Annotated in this window: 24 protein-coding genes; 17 read left to right on the top strand and 7 right to left on the bottom strand. The window is 53.1% G+C overall.

Annotated elements, in window-relative coordinates; translation table 11 throughout:
• Nucleotides 1–4 precede the first annotated feature (4 nt).
• The 7 genes from NQ012_RS02495 to NQ012_RS02465 all read right to left on the bottom strand — a co-directional run bounded on the left by NQ012_RS02495 (nucleotide 5) and on the right by NQ012_RS02465 (nucleotide 6,532).
• Nucleotides 5–1,681, bottom strand: a complete 1,677-nt coding sequence (locus NQ012_RS02495) for an AMP-binding protein (protein ID WP_257065956.1) — start codon at nucleotides 1,679–1,681, stop codon at nucleotides 5–7.
• A gap of 60 nt (nucleotides 1,682–1,741) precedes the next feature.
• Complete coding sequence (mnmA, locus tag NQ012_RS02490; protein WP_257065955.1) at nucleotides 1,742–2,839, bottom strand: tRNA 2-thiouridine(34) synthase MnmA; 1,098 nt, start codon at nucleotides 2,837–2,839, stop codon at nucleotides 1,742–1,744.
• Between the two features lie 141 nt (nucleotides 2,840–2,980).
• Nucleotides 2,981–3,646 carry a DUF3108 domain-containing protein gene (locus tag NQ012_RS02485; protein ID WP_257065954.1) on the bottom strand — a complete coding sequence of 222 codons (666 nt, stop codon included), beginning with the start codon at nucleotides 3,644–3,646 and terminating at the stop codon, nucleotides 2,981–2,983.
• A gap of 41 nt (nucleotides 3,647–3,687) precedes the next feature.
• Entirely contained in the window at nucleotides 3,688–4,317 is a 630-nt protein-coding gene (gene purN, locus NQ012_RS02480) for a phosphoribosylglycinamide formyltransferase (RefSeq protein ID WP_257065953.1), read from the bottom strand.
• A gap of 263 nt (nucleotides 4,318–4,580) precedes the next feature.
• A complete protein-coding gene (locus NQ012_RS02475; protein ID WP_257065952.1) occupies nucleotides 4,581–5,150 on the bottom strand; it encodes a ubiquinone biosynthesis accessory factor UbiJ in 570 nt (189 codons plus the stop codon).
• Nucleotides 5,151–5,211: 61 nt separating this feature from the next.
• Entirely contained in the window at nucleotides 5,212–5,586 is a 375-nt protein-coding gene (locus tag NQ012_RS02470) for a hypothetical protein (protein ID WP_257065951.1), read from the bottom strand.
• 241 nt (nucleotides 5,587–5,827) lie between these two features.
• Entirely contained in the window at nucleotides 5,828–6,532 is a 705-nt protein-coding gene (locus tag NQ012_RS02465) for a LexA family transcriptional regulator (RefSeq protein ID WP_002212701.1), read from the bottom strand.
• 216 nt (nucleotides 6,533–6,748) lie between these two features.
• On the opposite strand from NQ012_RS02465, the gene NQ012_RS02460 reads away from it, so the two are divergent.
• From NQ012_RS02460 to NQ012_RS02380, 17 genes are all read left to right on the top strand, one after another.
• Nucleotides 6,749–7,012, top strand: coding sequence for a helix-turn-helix domain-containing protein (locus tag NQ012_RS02460; protein WP_002212702.1), 264 nt, complete (start codon nucleotides 6,749–6,751; stop codon nucleotides 7,010–7,012).
• A 77-nt stretch (nucleotides 7,013–7,089) separates the two neighbouring features.
• Nucleotides 7,090–9,135, top strand: a complete 2,046-nt coding sequence (locus NQ012_RS02455) for a Mu transposase C-terminal domain-containing protein (protein WP_257065950.1) — start codon at nucleotides 7,090–7,092, stop codon at nucleotides 9,133–9,135.
• Nucleotides 9,136–9,176: 41 nt separating this feature from the next.
• Nucleotides 9,177–10,091, top strand: coding sequence for an AAA family ATPase (locus tag NQ012_RS02450; RefSeq protein WP_257065949.1), 915 nt, complete (start codon nucleotides 9,177–9,179; stop codon nucleotides 10,089–10,091).
• A gap of 75 nt (nucleotides 10,092–10,166) precedes the next feature.
• Nucleotides 10,167–10,409 carry a hypothetical protein gene (locus tag NQ012_RS02445; protein ID WP_002212705.1) on the top strand — a complete coding sequence of 81 codons (243 nt, stop codon included), beginning with the start codon at nucleotides 10,167–10,169 and terminating at the stop codon, nucleotides 10,407–10,409.
• Entirely contained in the window at nucleotides 10,399–10,698 is a 300-nt protein-coding gene (locus NQ012_RS02440) for a hypothetical protein (RefSeq protein WP_009173207.1), read from the top strand. The genes NQ012_RS02445 and NQ012_RS02440 overlap by 11 nt, the downstream gene beginning before the upstream one ends.
• A gap of 170 nt (nucleotides 10,699–10,868) precedes the next feature.
• Nucleotides 10,869–11,033: a hypothetical protein gene (locus NQ012_RS02435; RefSeq protein ID WP_002212708.1), complete on the top strand. Its 165-nt coding sequence runs from the start codon at nucleotides 10,869–10,871 to the stop codon at nucleotides 11,031–11,033.
• Between the two features lie 16 nt (nucleotides 11,034–11,049).
• Nucleotides 11,050–11,523 carry a hypothetical protein gene (locus NQ012_RS02430; RefSeq protein WP_257065948.1) on the top strand — a complete coding sequence of 158 codons (474 nt, stop codon included), beginning with the start codon at nucleotides 11,050–11,052 and terminating at the stop codon, nucleotides 11,521–11,523.
• Nucleotides 11,523–11,702, top strand: coding sequence for a hypothetical protein (locus NQ012_RS02425; RefSeq protein ID WP_257065947.1), 180 nt, complete (start codon nucleotides 11,523–11,525; stop codon nucleotides 11,700–11,702). Before NQ012_RS02430 ends, NQ012_RS02425 begins: the two co-directional genes overlap by 1 nt.
• Nucleotides 11,699–11,986: a hypothetical protein gene (locus tag NQ012_RS02420; RefSeq protein WP_257065946.1), complete on the top strand. Its 288-nt coding sequence runs from the start codon at nucleotides 11,699–11,701 to the stop codon at nucleotides 11,984–11,986. The genes NQ012_RS02425 and NQ012_RS02420 overlap by 4 nt, the downstream gene beginning before the upstream one ends.
• Nucleotides 11,983–12,483 (top strand): hypothetical protein, encoded by a 501-nt coding sequence (locus NQ012_RS02415; protein ID WP_306440781.1) that lies wholly within the window; start codon nucleotides 11,983–11,985, stop codon nucleotides 12,481–12,483. Before NQ012_RS02420 ends, NQ012_RS02415 begins: the two co-directional genes overlap by 4 nt.
• A complete protein-coding gene (locus NQ012_RS02410; RefSeq protein WP_257065944.1) occupies nucleotides 12,467–12,925 on the top strand; it encodes a hypothetical protein in 459 nt (152 codons plus the stop codon). The genes NQ012_RS02415 and NQ012_RS02410 overlap by 17 nt, the downstream gene beginning before the upstream one ends.
• Nucleotides 12,922–13,533, top strand: a complete 612-nt coding sequence (locus NQ012_RS02405; RefSeq protein WP_257065943.1) for a DUF3164 family protein — start codon at nucleotides 12,922–12,924, stop codon at nucleotides 13,531–13,533. Before NQ012_RS02410 ends, NQ012_RS02405 begins: the two co-directional genes overlap by 4 nt.
• Nucleotides 13,534–13,553: 20 nt before the next feature.
• A complete protein-coding gene (locus NQ012_RS02400; protein WP_257065942.1) occupies nucleotides 13,554–14,189 on the top strand; it encodes a hypothetical protein in 636 nt (211 codons plus the stop codon).
• Entirely contained in the window at nucleotides 14,190–14,366 is a 177-nt protein-coding gene (locus NQ012_RS02395) for a hypothetical protein (RefSeq protein ID WP_009173217.1), read from the top strand.
• Between the two features lie 40 nt (nucleotides 14,367–14,406).
• Nucleotides 14,407–14,715, top strand: coding sequence for an HU family DNA-binding protein (locus NQ012_RS02390; RefSeq protein WP_257066022.1), 309 nt, complete (start codon nucleotides 14,407–14,409; stop codon nucleotides 14,713–14,715).
• A gap of 75 nt (nucleotides 14,716–14,790) precedes the next feature.
• Nucleotides 14,791–15,225 carry a gp16 family protein gene (locus tag NQ012_RS02385; protein ID WP_257065941.1) on the top strand — a complete coding sequence of 145 codons (435 nt, stop codon included), beginning with the start codon at nucleotides 14,791–14,793 and terminating at the stop codon, nucleotides 15,223–15,225.
• On the top strand, nucleotides 15,222–15,668 hold the full coding sequence (locus NQ012_RS02380) for a Mor transcription activator family protein (protein WP_002237250.1): 447 nt from the start codon (nucleotides 15,222–15,224) through the stop codon (nucleotides 15,666–15,668). Before NQ012_RS02385 ends, NQ012_RS02380 begins: the two co-directional genes overlap by 4 nt.
• Nucleotides 15,669–15,679: the final 11 nt, after the last annotated feature.

Genomic DNA, 15,679 nt, shown 5'->3' with positions numbered 1-15,679 from the left:
AGCCTCAAGCTTTCCCTTGTGCTTCGTTGCGCAGCTCGCGGCGCAGGATTTTGCCCACGTTCGATTTGGGCAACTCGTCGCGGAATTCGATGTCTTTGGGCACTTTGTAGGCGGTCAGCTCGGTGCGGCAGAAGGCAATCAGCTCTTCGGCGGTGAGCGACGGGTCTTTTTTCACCACAAACAGTTTCAGCGCTTCGCCTGTTTTTTCGCTGGACACGCCGATGCAGGCCACTTCGAGCACTTTGTCGTGGTGCGCCACCACTTCTTCGATTTCGTTGGGATAAACGTTGAAACCCGAAACCACAATCAAATCTTTTTTGCGGTCTACCAGTTTGAACCAGCCTTTTTCGTCCATCACGGCGATGTCGCCGGTTTCGAGAAAGCCGCGTCCGTCGATGGCTTTGGCGGTTTCTTCGGGGCGGTTCCAATAGCCTTTCATCACTTGCGGGCCGCGTATCCACATTTCACCGGGCTGGCCTATCGGCACTTCTTTGCCGTCGGCACTGCGCAGTTCGACTTCGGTGGAGGGCACGGGCAGTCCGATGCCGCCGCTGTAGGCGGGGATGTTCAGCGGGTTGCAGCACACGCCGGGGCTGGCTTCGGTGAGGCCGTAGGCTTCGACGATGGGGGTGCCGGTGATGTTTTTCCATTTTTCGGCCACGGCTTTTTGGGTGGCCATGCCGCCGCCGAGGGTGAGCTTGAGGGCGGAGAAATCGACTTCGGCGAAATCGGGGCGGTTGACCATGGCGTTAAACAGGGTGTTCACGCCGATAAACACGCTGATTTTTTCTTTTTTCATGTCGCCGATAAAGGCTTTCATATCGCGCGGGTTGGTAATCAGCATGATTTTGGCGGCGGCCTGGGTGAAAATCATCAGGTTTACGGTGAGCGCGAAAATATGGTAGAGCGGCAGCGCGGCAATCACCACTTCTTCGCCGGGCACGAGTTTGTTTTTAATCCATTCGGCGGCCTGCTGCATATTGGCGCAGATGTTGCCGTGGGTGAGGACGGCGCCTTTGGCCACGCCGGTGGTGCCGCCGGTGTATTGCAGGAAGGCGGTGTCGTCGCGGGTAATGCCGACGGGGGTAAAGGGTTGCGATGCGCCTTGTTTTAAGGCTGTCTGAAAGGAAATGGTGTTGGCGATGCGGTATTCGGGCACCATTTTTTTGATTTTGCGCAGCACGAAATTAATCAGGCTGCCTTTGAAGAAACCGAACATATCGCCGACGGTGGCAACGATAACGTTTTTGATTTTGGTGCGCGGCAGCACCAGTTCGAGCGTGTTGGCGAAGTTTTCGAGCACGACGATGGTGGTGGCGCCGCTGTCGTTGAGCTGGTGTTCGAGTTCGCGCGGGGTGTAAAGCGGGTTGGTGTTCACCACGGTGAGGCCGGCCTGAAGGGCGCCGAAGAGGGCGACGGGGTATTGCATCAGGTTGGGCATCATAATCGCCACGCGCTCGCCACGCGGCAGTTTGAGGGTGTTTTGCAGGAACGAGGCGAAGTCGTTAACCAGCTTGGCGGTTTCGGCATAGCTGATGGTTTTGCCGAGGTTTTGGAAGGCGGGGCGGTGGCCGTATTTTTTGGCGCTTTCTTGGAATACCTGAATCACCGATTGGTAGCGCGTGGGGTCGATTTCGGCGTTTACGCCCTCTTCGTAGCTGTTGAGCCAGATTTTTTCCATGATGTGTTTCCTTGTGTTGTGCAGGCCGTCTGAAAGCTTTTCAGACGGCCTGTGGTTTTATCAGGCAATGATAACGGGCTTGTCGGTTGCGGTGATGATGCCGCCGCCCAGGCAGATGTCGCCGCTGTATAACACGGCGGATTGGCCGGGGGTAACCGCCCATTGGGGTTCGTCGAACAGCAGCTCTGCGGTTTCGTTGTCGAGGTAGCGCAGTTCGCACGGGGCATCGGCCATGCGGTAGCGGGTTTTGCAGGTGTAGCGGCCTTCAGACGGCCTTTCGGGCAATGTCCAGCTTAAGTCGTTCATTATTAAACTGTTGGTATAGAGCAGCGGGTGGTCGTGGCCTTGCACCACAATCAGCCGGTTTTTGCCCAAATCTTTGCCGGCCACAAACCACGGTTCGCCCGCGCCGCCTATGCCCAAGCCTTTGCGCTGGCCGATGGTGTAGAACATGAGGCCGACGTGTACGCCCACTTTTTTGCCTTCGGGCGTAACCATGTCGCCGTTGTCGGTGGGTAGGTATTGCTGCAAAAATTCGCGGAAAGGCCGCTCGCCGATAAAGCAGATGCCGGTGCTGTCTTTTTTTGCTGCGGTGGGCAGCTTGGCTTCGGCAGCCAGCCGGCGCACTTCGGGTTTTTCTAAACCGCCGAGCGGGAAAATGGCGCGCTCGAGCTGATGCGGTTGCAGGCGGTAGAGAAAATAGCTTTGGTCTTTGTTGGCGTCCCGCCCTTTGAGCAGGTAGTGCACGCCGTCGCGCACTTCTTTGCGGGCGTAATGGCCGGTGGCAATCGCGTCGGCGCCTTGTTCGACGGCGTAGTCGAGAAAGCATTTGAATTTGATTTCGGCGTTGCACAATACGTCGGGGTTGGGGGTGCGGCCGGCGGAATATTCTTTTAAGAAATAGGCGAATACGTTGTCTTTGTATTGGGCGGCGAAATTGACGATGTCGATGTCGATATTGAGAATATCGGCCACGGCGATGGCGTCGAACGAATCCTGCTTGATGCTGCAATATTCGTCGTTGTCATCGTCTTCCCAGTTTTGCATAAACACGCCGCGCACCTGATGCCCCTGCTCTTTGAGCAGGGCGGCGGTTACGGAGGAATCGACGCCGCCGGAAAGGCCGACGATGATGTTTTGGGGGATGTTTGCTTGCATGGCGCGGATATGGGGGCGGTGCGGGGGTTACAAAAGTGTTGATTCTAGCATTTTTAGGCAGGGGCTGAAAAATGGTTGGGGGGTAAAAGATAACAGGCCGTCTGAAAAATATTTTCAGACGGCCTGTTATACCGGCAGCACTTATTGCGGGCGCACTTCTTTGCCGTTGATTTTCACGCGGGTGAGCTGCAAATCGTAGGTTTTGCCGTCGTCGCTGTAGCTGATTTGGGTGGGAATGTTGTTTAGCCCGGGGGCGAAGGCGTAGTTGACGGTGCTGTCGCCGCGCTGCAAGCGGTATTTGTTGACGGTGGTGGTGTTTTTGCCGATTTTATACTTGCCGCTGCCGGTGCGGTTGAGGCCGCTGACGGGGTAGATTTTTTTGCCGTTGGTAACGGTGAGGCCGGCGGGCAGTTTGCCGTCGCTGGCGGCAAGCTGCCAGGCGAGGGTGAACAAATCCATCGTGGGGCCGGAGGCGGCTTCGGTTTTCTGTTCGCCCGCTTTGCCGTAGGTTACGCTGCCGCCGCCGAATTTGGCTTCGGCATAGGTTTTGCCGCCGCGCACGTCTTTGTAGTAGGACGGAATCAGGCGGTTGCCCGAAATGGTGCCGCCCGATTCGAAGCGTATGCTGTAGAGCGGCACTTTGATGCTGGACACCACTTTGTAGCGGTTGCCGCTGCGGGTGAAAGTCATGGTGGCGGGAATGCCGTAGCTGCTCGAATACCGCAATTCGGCCGACTGCGGCAGTGGTGCGGCCAGCGCGGGGGCGGTTAAGGCAAGGGCCAATATGGTCAAACTGAATTTTTTCATAAGGCTTCCTTTCTTGAATCGGCTGCTTTATCTGTTTGCGTTCAGGCCAGCAGGCGGGCATTTTGCACCGTTGAATCCGGGCTGCGGATAACGCGGTTGCCCGATATTTTCAGACGGCCTGCAACGAAATCGGCCACGGCCTGCGGGAAAATCAGGTGTTCCGCTTCCAACACGCGCGCGGCGAGCGTGTCGGCGGTGTCGTTGTCGAACACCGGCACCGCGCCCTGCGCGATAACGGGGCCGCAGTCCAGCTCGGGGGTAACGAAATGCACGGTGCAGCCTGCGATGCGGCAGCCTGCCTCGATGGCCCGTTCGTGGGTGTGCAGGCCGGTGAAGGCGGGCAGCAGCGAGGGGTGGATGTTGATCAGGCGGCCTTCGTAATGCCGGCAGAATTCGGGCGTGAGTATGCGCATAAAGCCCGCCAATACGACCAAATCGGGTTGGTGGGCGTCGATTTTCCGCATCATGGCTTCGTCGAATGCCAAGCGGCTGTCGAAACTTTTATGGTTGAGACTGTCGGTGGCGATGTTGCGTTCCGCCGCCCAGGCCAAACCGGCGGCGGCTTCGTTGTTGCTCAACACGGCGGCGATGCGGGCATCGGGAATCTGTGCTTCCACGATGGCCTGCATATTGCTGCCCCTGCCGGAAATCAGGATAACGATGTTTTTCATGTTTCAGACGGCCTTTTAATCGGAGTGGTCGGGATAAAGGTAGTGCCGTTGCGGCGCACAGGCAAGCGCTTTGGCGCAGTTTAACGGCTTTTAAAGGAATCAGTATGTATTGTAGCAAATGTGGGAATAGGGGGCCGGTACCGTTGCGGGCTTTTATGGTGAGTCAACTTAATCACAATTACGCGCGCCATACCCGGTCAAGCCCGGGCTTGGCGGAAGGTGCGGTAGAAACCGATACGGACTCTGCACGCATTTCGGCTGCGTCAAACCTTGTTCCGCTCTTCCAGTTTTGCCAGCCGAGCCTCGAAGCGGGCGGTGTCGTCGCGCAGGGTATCGACTTCGCGCGACCATGCCGACAGCGTGTGTTTGTCGACCACGGGCGCTTCAGGCTCTTTGGCGAAATCGCCGAGCTGTTCGAGTATGCTCAGGCCGATTTGCTTGGCGGTGTGGCCGGCTTTTTCGGCGCGCATGCTGATGCCGCCTGCCGCCGCATCGCCGAACAGGCGGCTTAAGTCGTCGTTGGCGTGGTAGCGCAGGCCGCCGATAAGCGGCAGCAGGGCCACTCCTAAGCCGGTGTCGCCGCTGATGGACACATCGCCCACGCCGGGCGTTTGCCCTTGCAGCACTTTCTGCACCGCGCCGGCGTTAAAGCGGATTTCGGTGTCGGCCGTGTTTCGGGCGCATTCCAAAAAGCCCTGCGCGTTAAACGTGCCGGTAATCTGCACGCCGGCGGCGTGCAGGCCGAGGGTTTTGCCTGCAAAAGCGCCCAAGGCGGCTTGGGTTTCGCGGTTTTGCTGGATAAGGTGGTTGATAACGGGGAGTAGGGCGCTCATGCAAATCTTCTTTCTGGAAGGCCGTCTGAAAACGGCATGGGGATTTCAGACGGCCTTTATATCACAATAATATAGCTGCGAAATCATCATAAACCGTATGTACGGTTTTGCCGCCGCGCCGGTCGGTTGTGTCGAACTCGGGTTCGGGCAGGCCGAGTTTGGCGGCTTCGGCGCGGTAGAATTCGTGTTTGGGCGGGTGTTGCGGCTCGACGATATTGCGTATCCGCAAACCGGCGGGCGTGGCGGCGGCGCGGTGCAGGGCGGCAACGGCGCGGCTGCGGTGCAGCATATTCACGGGTTGGTGCGCGCCGGCAAGATGCTTGTGCTTCAGCAGGCTGTGCAAAGGGTGGCGCTCGGCGCAATAGAGGCCGCCCAAACGCAGAATATCGATATTGGCGATGCCGCTGTTTAAGAACAGTTCTTCGGCTTGGCGCACTTTGTATGGGGTAGGTATTATTTTGACACCTTTAGAAAGAAAGCAAAAGAAGGCGAAAATTTTAAAGGAAACAAAAATTTGAACGGAAATTTAGGAAAAAGCGGCTTTGACACCTTTAGGTACAAAGTAGGTAGAAAGTGATATAACTTTGATACCTTTTTTGCACGGTTTTGATGAGGTTTTGGATTGATTTTGGTTTTATTTGAATTGAACGGCGTTTGGAATATCCAAACGCCGTTTTTTAGTTGACGGTACGGCCATACCATTCTACGCGTCCGATGATGGCTACATTTTGGTTGTCGTCGGTTAAATCTATTTCGAAAGGCTCATAAACCGGATTGGCTGATTTGACGAGCAGCTTGCCGGGTAGTTTTTGGATTTGTTTGACAAACAGGTGATTATCGATGCGGATAACGTACAGTCCGTCGCGCGGGGTGGTTTCGGCGTGATTCACTAGGATGTTGTCGCCGTGGTTGAGTACGCCCTCCATCGAATCGCCCTTTACGGCGATGACGGACAGTTTGTCGAGCTGGCGGGTAACGTAGTTTTCTATCCAGTAACGCCTGAATGCCATGCAGAATAAGGGCTTGTCGTCTTCTGCGGGATAGCCGTGCCCTGCGGCGGCGTAGACGTCGTAACGCGGGATAAAGACGAACTCGTCTAAGTTGATGGGGTTGCCGAGGGTATCGGTAGCCGTACCGTCGGTATGGGTACGGACTTCGACCGCTTGGCCTTTATTCATGTATGGCGAGCCTTGTCCGGTAAGAAGCCAGTTTAAATCGCAACCGGTTACTTCTTGAATTTTAATCAGATAGTCTGCTGTTGGAATGGCACCGTCTTTCCAGACGCGGCTAAAACCGGAGGCAGACATATCAATCTTATTGTAGAAGTCGGCGGGTTTGGCATTGTCCGGCCACAAAGATTTCAAACGCTCTAAAAAGTCCATGATTGTCCTTTTGCTTAGAATTTCGCATTTAAGCAAAAAATTCACTTCTTTTGCTTAAAATTAATTCGTCAAATAATCAAATAGATGTCTAATATTTTGCTTTTTTGCGTTATATTTCTAAGCAAAAGAGTTGTAATAACCTTTTTTGCTTAGTATTATTCACTCACTTAATCAATTAACGAAGTAAATCACATTACTGAATGGAGTAAGTCAATTATGCAAAAAAACGCAACGCCGAAAAACTGGCACCGCGCGGATATTGTTGCTGCTTTGAAAAAGAAAGGCTGGTCGCTTCGAGCACTTTCAATAGAAGCGGGGTTGTCGCCGAATACGCTTAGAAGCGCACTGGCCGCCCCTTATCTTAAGGGAGAAAGGATTATTGCCGCTGCAATCGGAGTGGAACCGGAAGAGATTTGGCCCGAACGGTATGCAGATCGGAATTTAAAACCTGTTTTCCCCAAAAGAGTAGTTAATGGATAAGTGGTTTTCGATTTAGTTCCTTAAATGCTAAAGGTTATACGCATTTAAGTAAAACACAAAAAGAAAGAAATAGCAAAATGTTGATTTCAGCGGTTGAGTTGGCGGGCTTGCAACTTCCAAAGCTGCCGAACAGTAGACAAGGCATCGAGTACCACGCCAAAAAGAATAATTGGCCGTTTGAAGAGGTTGTAGGACAGGCTCGAGGCGGCAAGCTTAAGAAATATTTGGTTTCCGCCCTCCCTTCGGAGATTCAGGCGGCCATACAGGAAAAACAGGCGGCAACATTGTTAGCCAAGGTGCCGATGTTGCCGGCAGAAGTAAAAAAACCGCTTCGGCAAAATAAGAAGATGCGGCAGTTGGGTTTGATACCGTGCGAGGAAGGTTTGGCGCGGTTGGACGACAGGCAGACGGAAACGGCCCACGCGCGTTGTGCGATTGTCGCCTATGTATTGCCGCTGCATGAATTGGCGGGTATGCCGATTAAGAAGGCGGTGGCGTTTGTGGCAGCTGAAGCGACGGCGGGCAGGTTGCCGGAGGATGTGGCCAAGCTGATTCCGTTGGCGAATGCGCGGAACAACGGCGAACGCAGTTTAAGCGAACCGACTTTATACCGATGGGTGCGGGCTTACCGTGCGGCACCGGACAGCATGAGCCGCCTCTTGGCGCTTGCGCCGGTGAAAACACGGGAAAAGACGCCGCTGCTGGCGATTGACTGGCTGCCTTACTTCTTGATGTTTTATCAGCGGCCGAACAAGCCGACGATGATGGCGGCGGCGAAGAAACTGGCGCAATGGTATCTGGAACAGGGAAAAATCGAGCAGATGCCGAGCTATGACCAGATTCAAACAGTGATGAAACGGCTGCCGGAACATATGAAGGAGCGCGGCAGGCGCACGGGGTCGGCTTATAAGGCTTTGCTGCCTTACATTGACAGAGATTGGACGGCGTTGAAACCGAACGATGTCTGGGTGGGCGACGGCCACAGCTTTAAAGCAAAAATCCGGCATCCGATGGGGTATCTGTTTACGCCGGAAGTGACGATGATTGTGGACGGTTGCAGCGGTGCGGTCGTGGGTTGGAGTGTGGCGCTGTCGGAAACGGCGGTAGCGGTGGCGGATGCTTTGCGCCACGGGATGACGCATTTCCCGCCGCCCTTGGGTTATTACTCGGATAACGGCTCGGGCGAAACGGGCGATATGTTGGATAAGGAAACGACGGGTATTTTGCCGCGTATCGGTATCGAGCATTTTACGGGCATTCCGGGCAATCCGCAGGGGCGCGGCAAGATTGAACGATTATGGCAGACCATCACAATTCCTTTAGCCAAGCAGTATGCGACTTATCAGGGCAAGGATGCTGATGCCGAAACACTGAGAAAGGTATCGAATGCGCTGGCGAGTGCGCAGAAAGTGCAGAAAAAGGGTAAGGAACTGAGCAAGGCGCAGGAAGCGGTGCTGGCGGCAGCACCGACTTGGGCGCAGTTTATGGCGGATTTGGAAGAAGCGGTACGCCGATACAACTTTGAACACGAGCATCGCAGCCTGCCGAAAAATCCGGAAACGGGACGGCATTTTACGCCGATGAAATATTACGAATACCGGATGAAAACAGACGGCATGAGGGTGAAAACGGATGTATTAAGCCCGCTGGAGTTGGATTTTATGTACCGTCCGGAGGAAGAACGCATCCCCGACCGCGGAGCGGTGTCTCTGCACAACAATACTTACTTCCACCAAGGATTGCTGGATTACAGCGGTCAGAAGGTACGGGTGGCTTACGACATCCACGATGCCGACCATGTGATTGTGAAGGATATGCAGGGCAAGGTGATTTGCAAAGCGGTATTCAACGGCAACAAACGGGCGGCATTTGCGGAAACGCGGATGGAACAACTGGCCGAACGCCGCCGCAAAGGCCAAGCCAAACGTCTGCAAGACAAGATGGATTTAATCGAGGCGCAACGCCAATCGGCCACGCCGATTATCGAGCAGCAGCCTGATTTCGGCGAATTTTTGAAGCTGGAAACGGAAAGCGGCGGATTGGTAGAGGTGGAAAACAGGCCGTCTGAAAGCGGCAAAGGTAAGAAGAAGTTACGCGATTTTTTATGGGAAGACGCCGGTTAGTATGACGGCACATCTTTGACACTTTTTAAGGAAAACGAAAAATGATTGAGAAATTAAGACAATTTCTGGAAACCAGCGGCATGAGCCAAAACAAGGCGGCCGACCGCATGGGCGTATCGAGAAGTGCATTGTCGGGCTATTTGAACGGCAAATACGACGGCGATATTGCGGGGATGGATAAGAAAGCCGCGCTGTTTCTTGAACAGGAAGGCGACCGGGTGGAATTGAAAAAGCTGGATATTCCCTATGTTGAAACGGGCACGGCCAAGAAGATGAAAGGTTGGCTGGGTTTGGCGGCATGGCTGGGGCAGCTCGGTATTGTGTATGGCGGCGCGGGCTTGGGTAAAACCACGGTATTGAAACAATATGCGGCCACTAACCCGCTGGCTTTGTTGATTGAGCCGGATACAGGCTATACGGCAAAGGTGTTGTTGCAGGAAATCTGTCATGCACTGGATTTAAGCGAGAGAGGCAATATCCATGAGCTGACGGAGCGGATTATCAACTGCCTGAAGCGTGATAAGAAGAGCCGCAGCCCGCGTGATGCACACCGTATTTTGCTGATTGACGAGGCAGAACAGTTACCGACACGCGCACTGGAGAGCCTGCGGCGGATACATGATAAATCGGGCGTGGCGGTGGCGTTGGTGGGGATGCCCAAGCTGCTGCTGAATCTGAAGGGGCCGAACAGTGAATTTAAGCAGTTGTTTTCAAGGGTATCGGTCAAGATGGAATTGGGCGAGATGCTGCCGGAAGCGGATTTAAAACAGATTGCGGCGGCAGTGTTGAAGACGAACGATGAAGCGGTATTGCAGAAGGTGGTGAAAACGGCCAAAGGCAATGCGCGGAAACTGTCGAAGCTGCTGCTGATTGTGGACTATTTGTTGCAGGTTAACCCTGATGTTGATTTGGATGATGATGTAATCGAACACGCGGAAACCTATTTAATCCACTAAACCTTTGACAGATAAGGCAATAATTTTTTTACCTTGTTATTTTGTTAAGTTATTGAAATTAAAGGAAAACTAAAAATGGAAAATTTGAAAATGAGGCATCTGCTCGCCATACCGGCGATTGTGATTGCGGTAACGGCGTGTGCGAACCGCTGCACCGAGCCGGTGCCGGCGTGGAGCCTGTATCAGAACGAGACCAGTCAGCAGCGGCTGATGCGGGAAAAACAGAATGCGGCTGACTTTGCGGTATTGCAGGCAGAAAAAGCCTATGAACGGATGAGCGATAAAGAGCGGATGAAAGGGGTGGTTTATGAAAACTGAGACGAAAATCTGCAAAAAATGCGGAGAAGAGAGGCCGTTGTTCCGTTTCAAAAAAGACGATGCCTATGTAGGCGGGTATAGGCCTGTATGTTACGAGTGTTTAAACGCCAGAGCAAAGGAACTGAAGGCAGTCCGAGACAGTATGGCGGAAAGAAAGATTATCTCTAAAGGCATCAGCATAAATGGAGGGAAAACGCATATGGAATTTCCTGAAGAACCTGAATTTATGAAAAACAAATACTGGACCGTTACAAAAACGGATTATAGAAGACCATTAAAAGGACTTTAACCATGAGTAAACGGTTGGCACGACGGAAGATGCCGAAACACGAATTGAAACGGGTTAAAGCGTTCGCCCTGAAACAGGCGGTCGAGAAGATTCGGGCACGGTGGGGCGAGAAAGCGATACGGCTTGCCTCAACAGACAACAAACAGACTGATTAAACAAGGAGTAAGAAAATGATGAATGAAATGAATGCGGTAGCGGCTTTGTTGGTTATTGCCATATTGCTGGCGGCGGTAATGACTGTGTTGGTCGAGATATTGGTCGAGCAACGGGTTAAGGAACGGTTGGGGAAACTGCTGGATAAGGCGTGCCGACCGGATGACGGGTGGCAGGAATGATACAGGAGGAAATGTGATGAATATTGCCAAACCAAGAAAAGAAGACCTTGAAGCAGTATGGGAACTGGTCGCGTTTTTAAACAAAATAGCGCAGGGCTTGAATCCGACTTATCAGCCTGCCGATCCGGAGGACGAAGACGATTTCGAATACCTGTCCGCCGCGCCTGCTGATACGGTGTTTGAAGCTTTGGAATCTTTGACTGATGATGCCAATTTGCCTTGGATTATGTGTGTATTGGACACCCTGATTTCCGAAAATAACAACATTATTGACCAAGAATCTGATGTTTTGGATTTCTCACCGAAATTTAAACAGGCTATGAAGGACGCAGAAAGGTTAGACTTTTTGTTCGATGTTGAATCTGTTGAATTTTCATGCACATATGACGGAAGAAAATGCTGTTTCTTACCTGAGCATGATGTCATCGGGTATGGAAACAACTACCGCGAAGCGTTGGATGATGCGATGAAAGTATGGGAGGAAATGTGATGAATATGGTGTTCACGTTGTTTTTGGGGTTGGTTGGGCTGGTCTGTTTTGTCCGTGCTGCTAAAGAGACTTATCACTCGGAATCACCATACGGCCTGATAACGGGGCTGTTGGGTGTGATGTGTTCGGCTTTTGCGGTGGCGGTGTCGGCGGCAAGGGTGATGGGGGTGTTGAAATGACGATTTATCTGAATATCGCCCGCGACGGCATTATCAAAATTACCCAAGATAATGCTTTGGGCGACCGAGAAGGCGATACGGATTATCTGAGTAAAGAGCTGAACGAGGGCTGTACGCTTGAGGAGGCTTATGCGGTTGTCGCCGCAAATACATCTTGGAAAAACGGGTTGTTTTATTGTCCGCCGGTGGACGTAGAAGACGGGGAGCAGGCATGTGATGCAGCTATTGATTTTTCTGACTCGGTTTACTGCGGCCTTAAAAGTCTGATGGAGGCGAGAACATGAAAGTGCGCTGCCCTACTTGCGGTGCAGTGATGAGCTTAGATGTATTAATCGCCCATGATGATGCACGCGAAGCTCTGATTGCCCTGACAGGCATTTCAGACGACCTTTTTAAGGCGGTATTGCGGTATCTGACGCTGTTTCGCCCCGCCGAAAAGGATTTAAGTTTTAACCGTGTTTCAAAGCTCGTCGGCGAGATTGCGCCGATGATACGGGACCGAAAGATTGTCCGCAACCGCAAAACTTACCCGGCCCCGCGCGAGGCTTGGATTTGGGCGGTAACGCGATGCCTTGAGGCACGGGACGCGGGAAAGTTGACGCCGCCGCTGACCAGCCACGGTTATTTGTTGGAAAACATCACGTTTTGGTCGCCTGAAAAGACGGCGGGAACGGCGGTTTTGCCTTCTCCCCAACCCTCTCCCGCGGGAGAGGGAGTAAGTACCAAATTGAGGAGCGGTTTGGGCGATTTGATGGAGTGGTCGAATGGAGGACAACAATAGCTGGATTAAAAAAGCAATCGCGCAGGGTTTTATGATGCTCGCCGCCCTAAACCTCAAAGGCCGCCCTGCCTCGGCGGATTTGACGGCAGTCGCCGAACTTTGGTTAGGCATACTAAGCGGCCGGTCGTGGCAACCGGAACAGGACGGAATCAGGATACAGGCAGCCTTTAGGGCTATCGCGGCATCCTCGTCAGAGTGGCCAAACCCTGCCGACCTTATCAAACACCTGCCGCCGCCCGAAATCAGGATGGTGCCGAGGCTGGAAAAGAAGCACCGCCCGACGGAATACGGCAAAGCGCAGGCCGCCGAACTGAAAAAGATTGTCGGCAGATTGGAAAACGCGCCCTGTATGGACAGGGACTGGATACACGGGCAACGCCACCGTACGGTGGATGAGTGTAAAAGGATTTATGCCGAAAGGCAGAAAGGTAAAACAAAATGAGTAATTTAGATGTAAGCCAATACAAACAGGATGCCAAAGGCAATCTCGTGCCGCTGGCCAATATCCGCGAAATTGACCTGCTGCGCGACGAGCTGGTGCAGGAAATCGCTGCAAAAGCCCGCGCGGTACAGGATAACTTAATCGCCTTCAAACGCGAAGCTATGGACGATATTGCGGCGTTTGTACAGTTGAGTGCCGACCGATACGACGTGAATGTCGGCGGTAAGAAAGGCAATATCAGCCTGCACAGCTTTGACGGCGCGTACCGCGTCAACCTCGCCATGCAGGACACACTGGTATTCGACGAGGGACTGCTGGCGGCCAAGGCTCTGATTGACGAGTGCATCAACGAATGGACGGAAGGCAGCCGCACGGAATTGAAAACACTGATTAACGCGGCCTTCCAAGTGGACAAAGAAGGCAATATCAGCACCGCCCGCGTCCTCGGCCTGCGCCGCCTGCAAATCACGGATGAAAAATGGCAACGGGCGATGGATGCGCTCTCCGACAGTTTGCAGGTGCATATCAGCAAGCCGTTTGTGCGGGTGTATCAGCGCGGCGAGGATGGGGAGTATCAGTTAATGAATTTGGATGTGGCGAAGGTGTAGGAAAAATGAACGCAAATATAATGATTTATTTGATTGAAGTTAATGATGGGCCGGTTGCAAAAGCACTGCGAAGTTTTCAGCAGGACAAGGACGCAATGCGACAGGCGTGGCTTGATTGGGCGCGCGAACACTTGCCGTCAGACGCGCTAATGCGGGAATGGAGCGATGGGCAAGTGGCAGGGTTTGCGTTCCCTTCTGGCATACCCGATGGATGGAAAAAGCCCAATAAGAACGGAACTTGTTGGCCACGGAAAAACAACCCAATCCTAAAAACCATGCCACTCAACAAAAGATTTAAACGCCCTGAAGAGTATTTGGAAGAAGTTGGCATCACCGCACCAACAATGATTTTTGAAAAGAATAACGACGGAGAGACTTGGGCATCTTGGGGTATCGGTAATTTCTTTAATCCTGTTCAGTTCGTTTGGGCGGGATTGGAGGAGGACGCGCCAAAGGGCGTGGTAACTCCTGATTATGCCTACGAGCTTAGAGAAGGGGCTAAGAGAATCAGAAACGGCTGTACGATGCAGCCGCCCGAAGATTTTGATTGGCAGAATCTGTTACCGGGCTGCCGTGTCATTCCTCGGTATGAGTGGGATTACTTGGTTGGGAAATGGCAGGAAACGCGGAATGATGCCGAAGAACAGGAGGCTTAAATGGCAAAAATCATTATTGAAATCGAAGACCTGCCCGAGGGCACCGACATTAATTTTAAGGGCGACCTTCCGGCGGCGGATGCAAAAGACAAAACAGGTGCGCAGCAAACGGCTGTGTTAATCAGCAAGATGATTCAGGCGGCGCAGATGATGGCATCGCCCATCCGTAAACATTAGGCCGTCTGAGACTGCAAATCCATAACCCGCGCGGCACGGTCTGCCGCATTTAAATCTAAATAGGAGTCAAAAAGTGAATAAATCCGAATTAATCCAAGCCATCGCCGACGAGGCGGAATTGAGCAAACGCGCTGCGGCGGAGTTTGTCAATGCGTTTGTCAGCGTGGTAACGCAAGAACTGAAAGACGGAAACGACGTTACGCTGGTCGGCTTCGGCACGTTCCACGCCGCCCAATCCGCCGAGTGTCAGGGACGCAATCCGAAAACGGGCGAACCGCTGACCATCGCGGCGCGCAAAACACCCAAGTTCCGCCCGGGCAAGGCGTTAAAAGATGCGGTAAACGGTTAAACGTCTGAAACCCCAAATCCAAGCGGATTTTTGAAAAGTCCGCTTCAGTTTGAAGTTTTAGCGACGAGGAAAACCATGATGAACACAAACGAACAGTACAAACGCAAGGGGCTGATTGCGAAAATCAAAATCGCGCAAAACCAGCTTGCTATGGAAGATGATGTTTACCGTGCGATGCTGGCGCGTGTGTGCGGCAAAACATCCTGCACGCAAATGAATCTGGCCGAATTGCAGGCGGTGGCGGCGGAAATGAAGCGGATGGGCTTTAAGCAGACCGCACCGAAGGGCAAAGGTATCCGCCCGCATTTGACACCCGACCGCGAAGCCCTGCTGAACAAGCTGGAAGCGCTGTTGACGGTGGGCGATAAAAGCTGGCAATACGCCGACGGGATGGCCAAAAGGATGTTCGGCAAGGATTTGGTACGATTTTTGACACCCGAGCAGCTATACAAACTGGTGCAGGCGCTGCAAATCCATATCAACAAAGCGAAAAAGGCGGCAGAGCAATGATCAGGGTGGATGAAGAAGATTTTGAGGCGGTGCGCCACCTGCTGCCCGAAAGTGTGCTGGCATTGATTACGATCATCGGGCTGACAGAAACGGTGGAGCTGGTGAAAAACTTAGGCGGCACGACCTACCCGTTGCGGCAGGGACGCACCAAAGGCAGCGAATCGCGGCTGGCTTATTTGGAGGAAATCGTCGGCGGTGCGGCGATGGAAAAAATGGTGGAAGCACTGGCCCCCTGCGATCTGTTTATCCCGAAATGCGAACAGGCTTTGCTGGAATTGCGCGACCGCCATATCCGCCGCCGCTTCGACGCGCAGACGGGTAAAGGCGTACCAGCTTATGAGGCAGTGAACGATTTGGCTTTGGCGCACGCGCTGACCGACCGCCATATCTGGCGGATTCTGAAGAAGCCGGATAATGAGTGTGAGCAAGGCGGGTTGTTTTAAATTATAATGCC

It is taken from the genome of Neisseria dentiae (assembly GCF_024580525.1).
Classification (GTDB): domain Bacteria; phylum Pseudomonadota; class Gammaproteobacteria; order Burkholderiales; family Neisseriaceae; genus Neisseria; species Neisseria dentiae_A.
The sequence above is the reverse complement of the archived record's forward strand: the minus strand, read 5'-3'. Positions and strand labels throughout refer to the sequence as shown.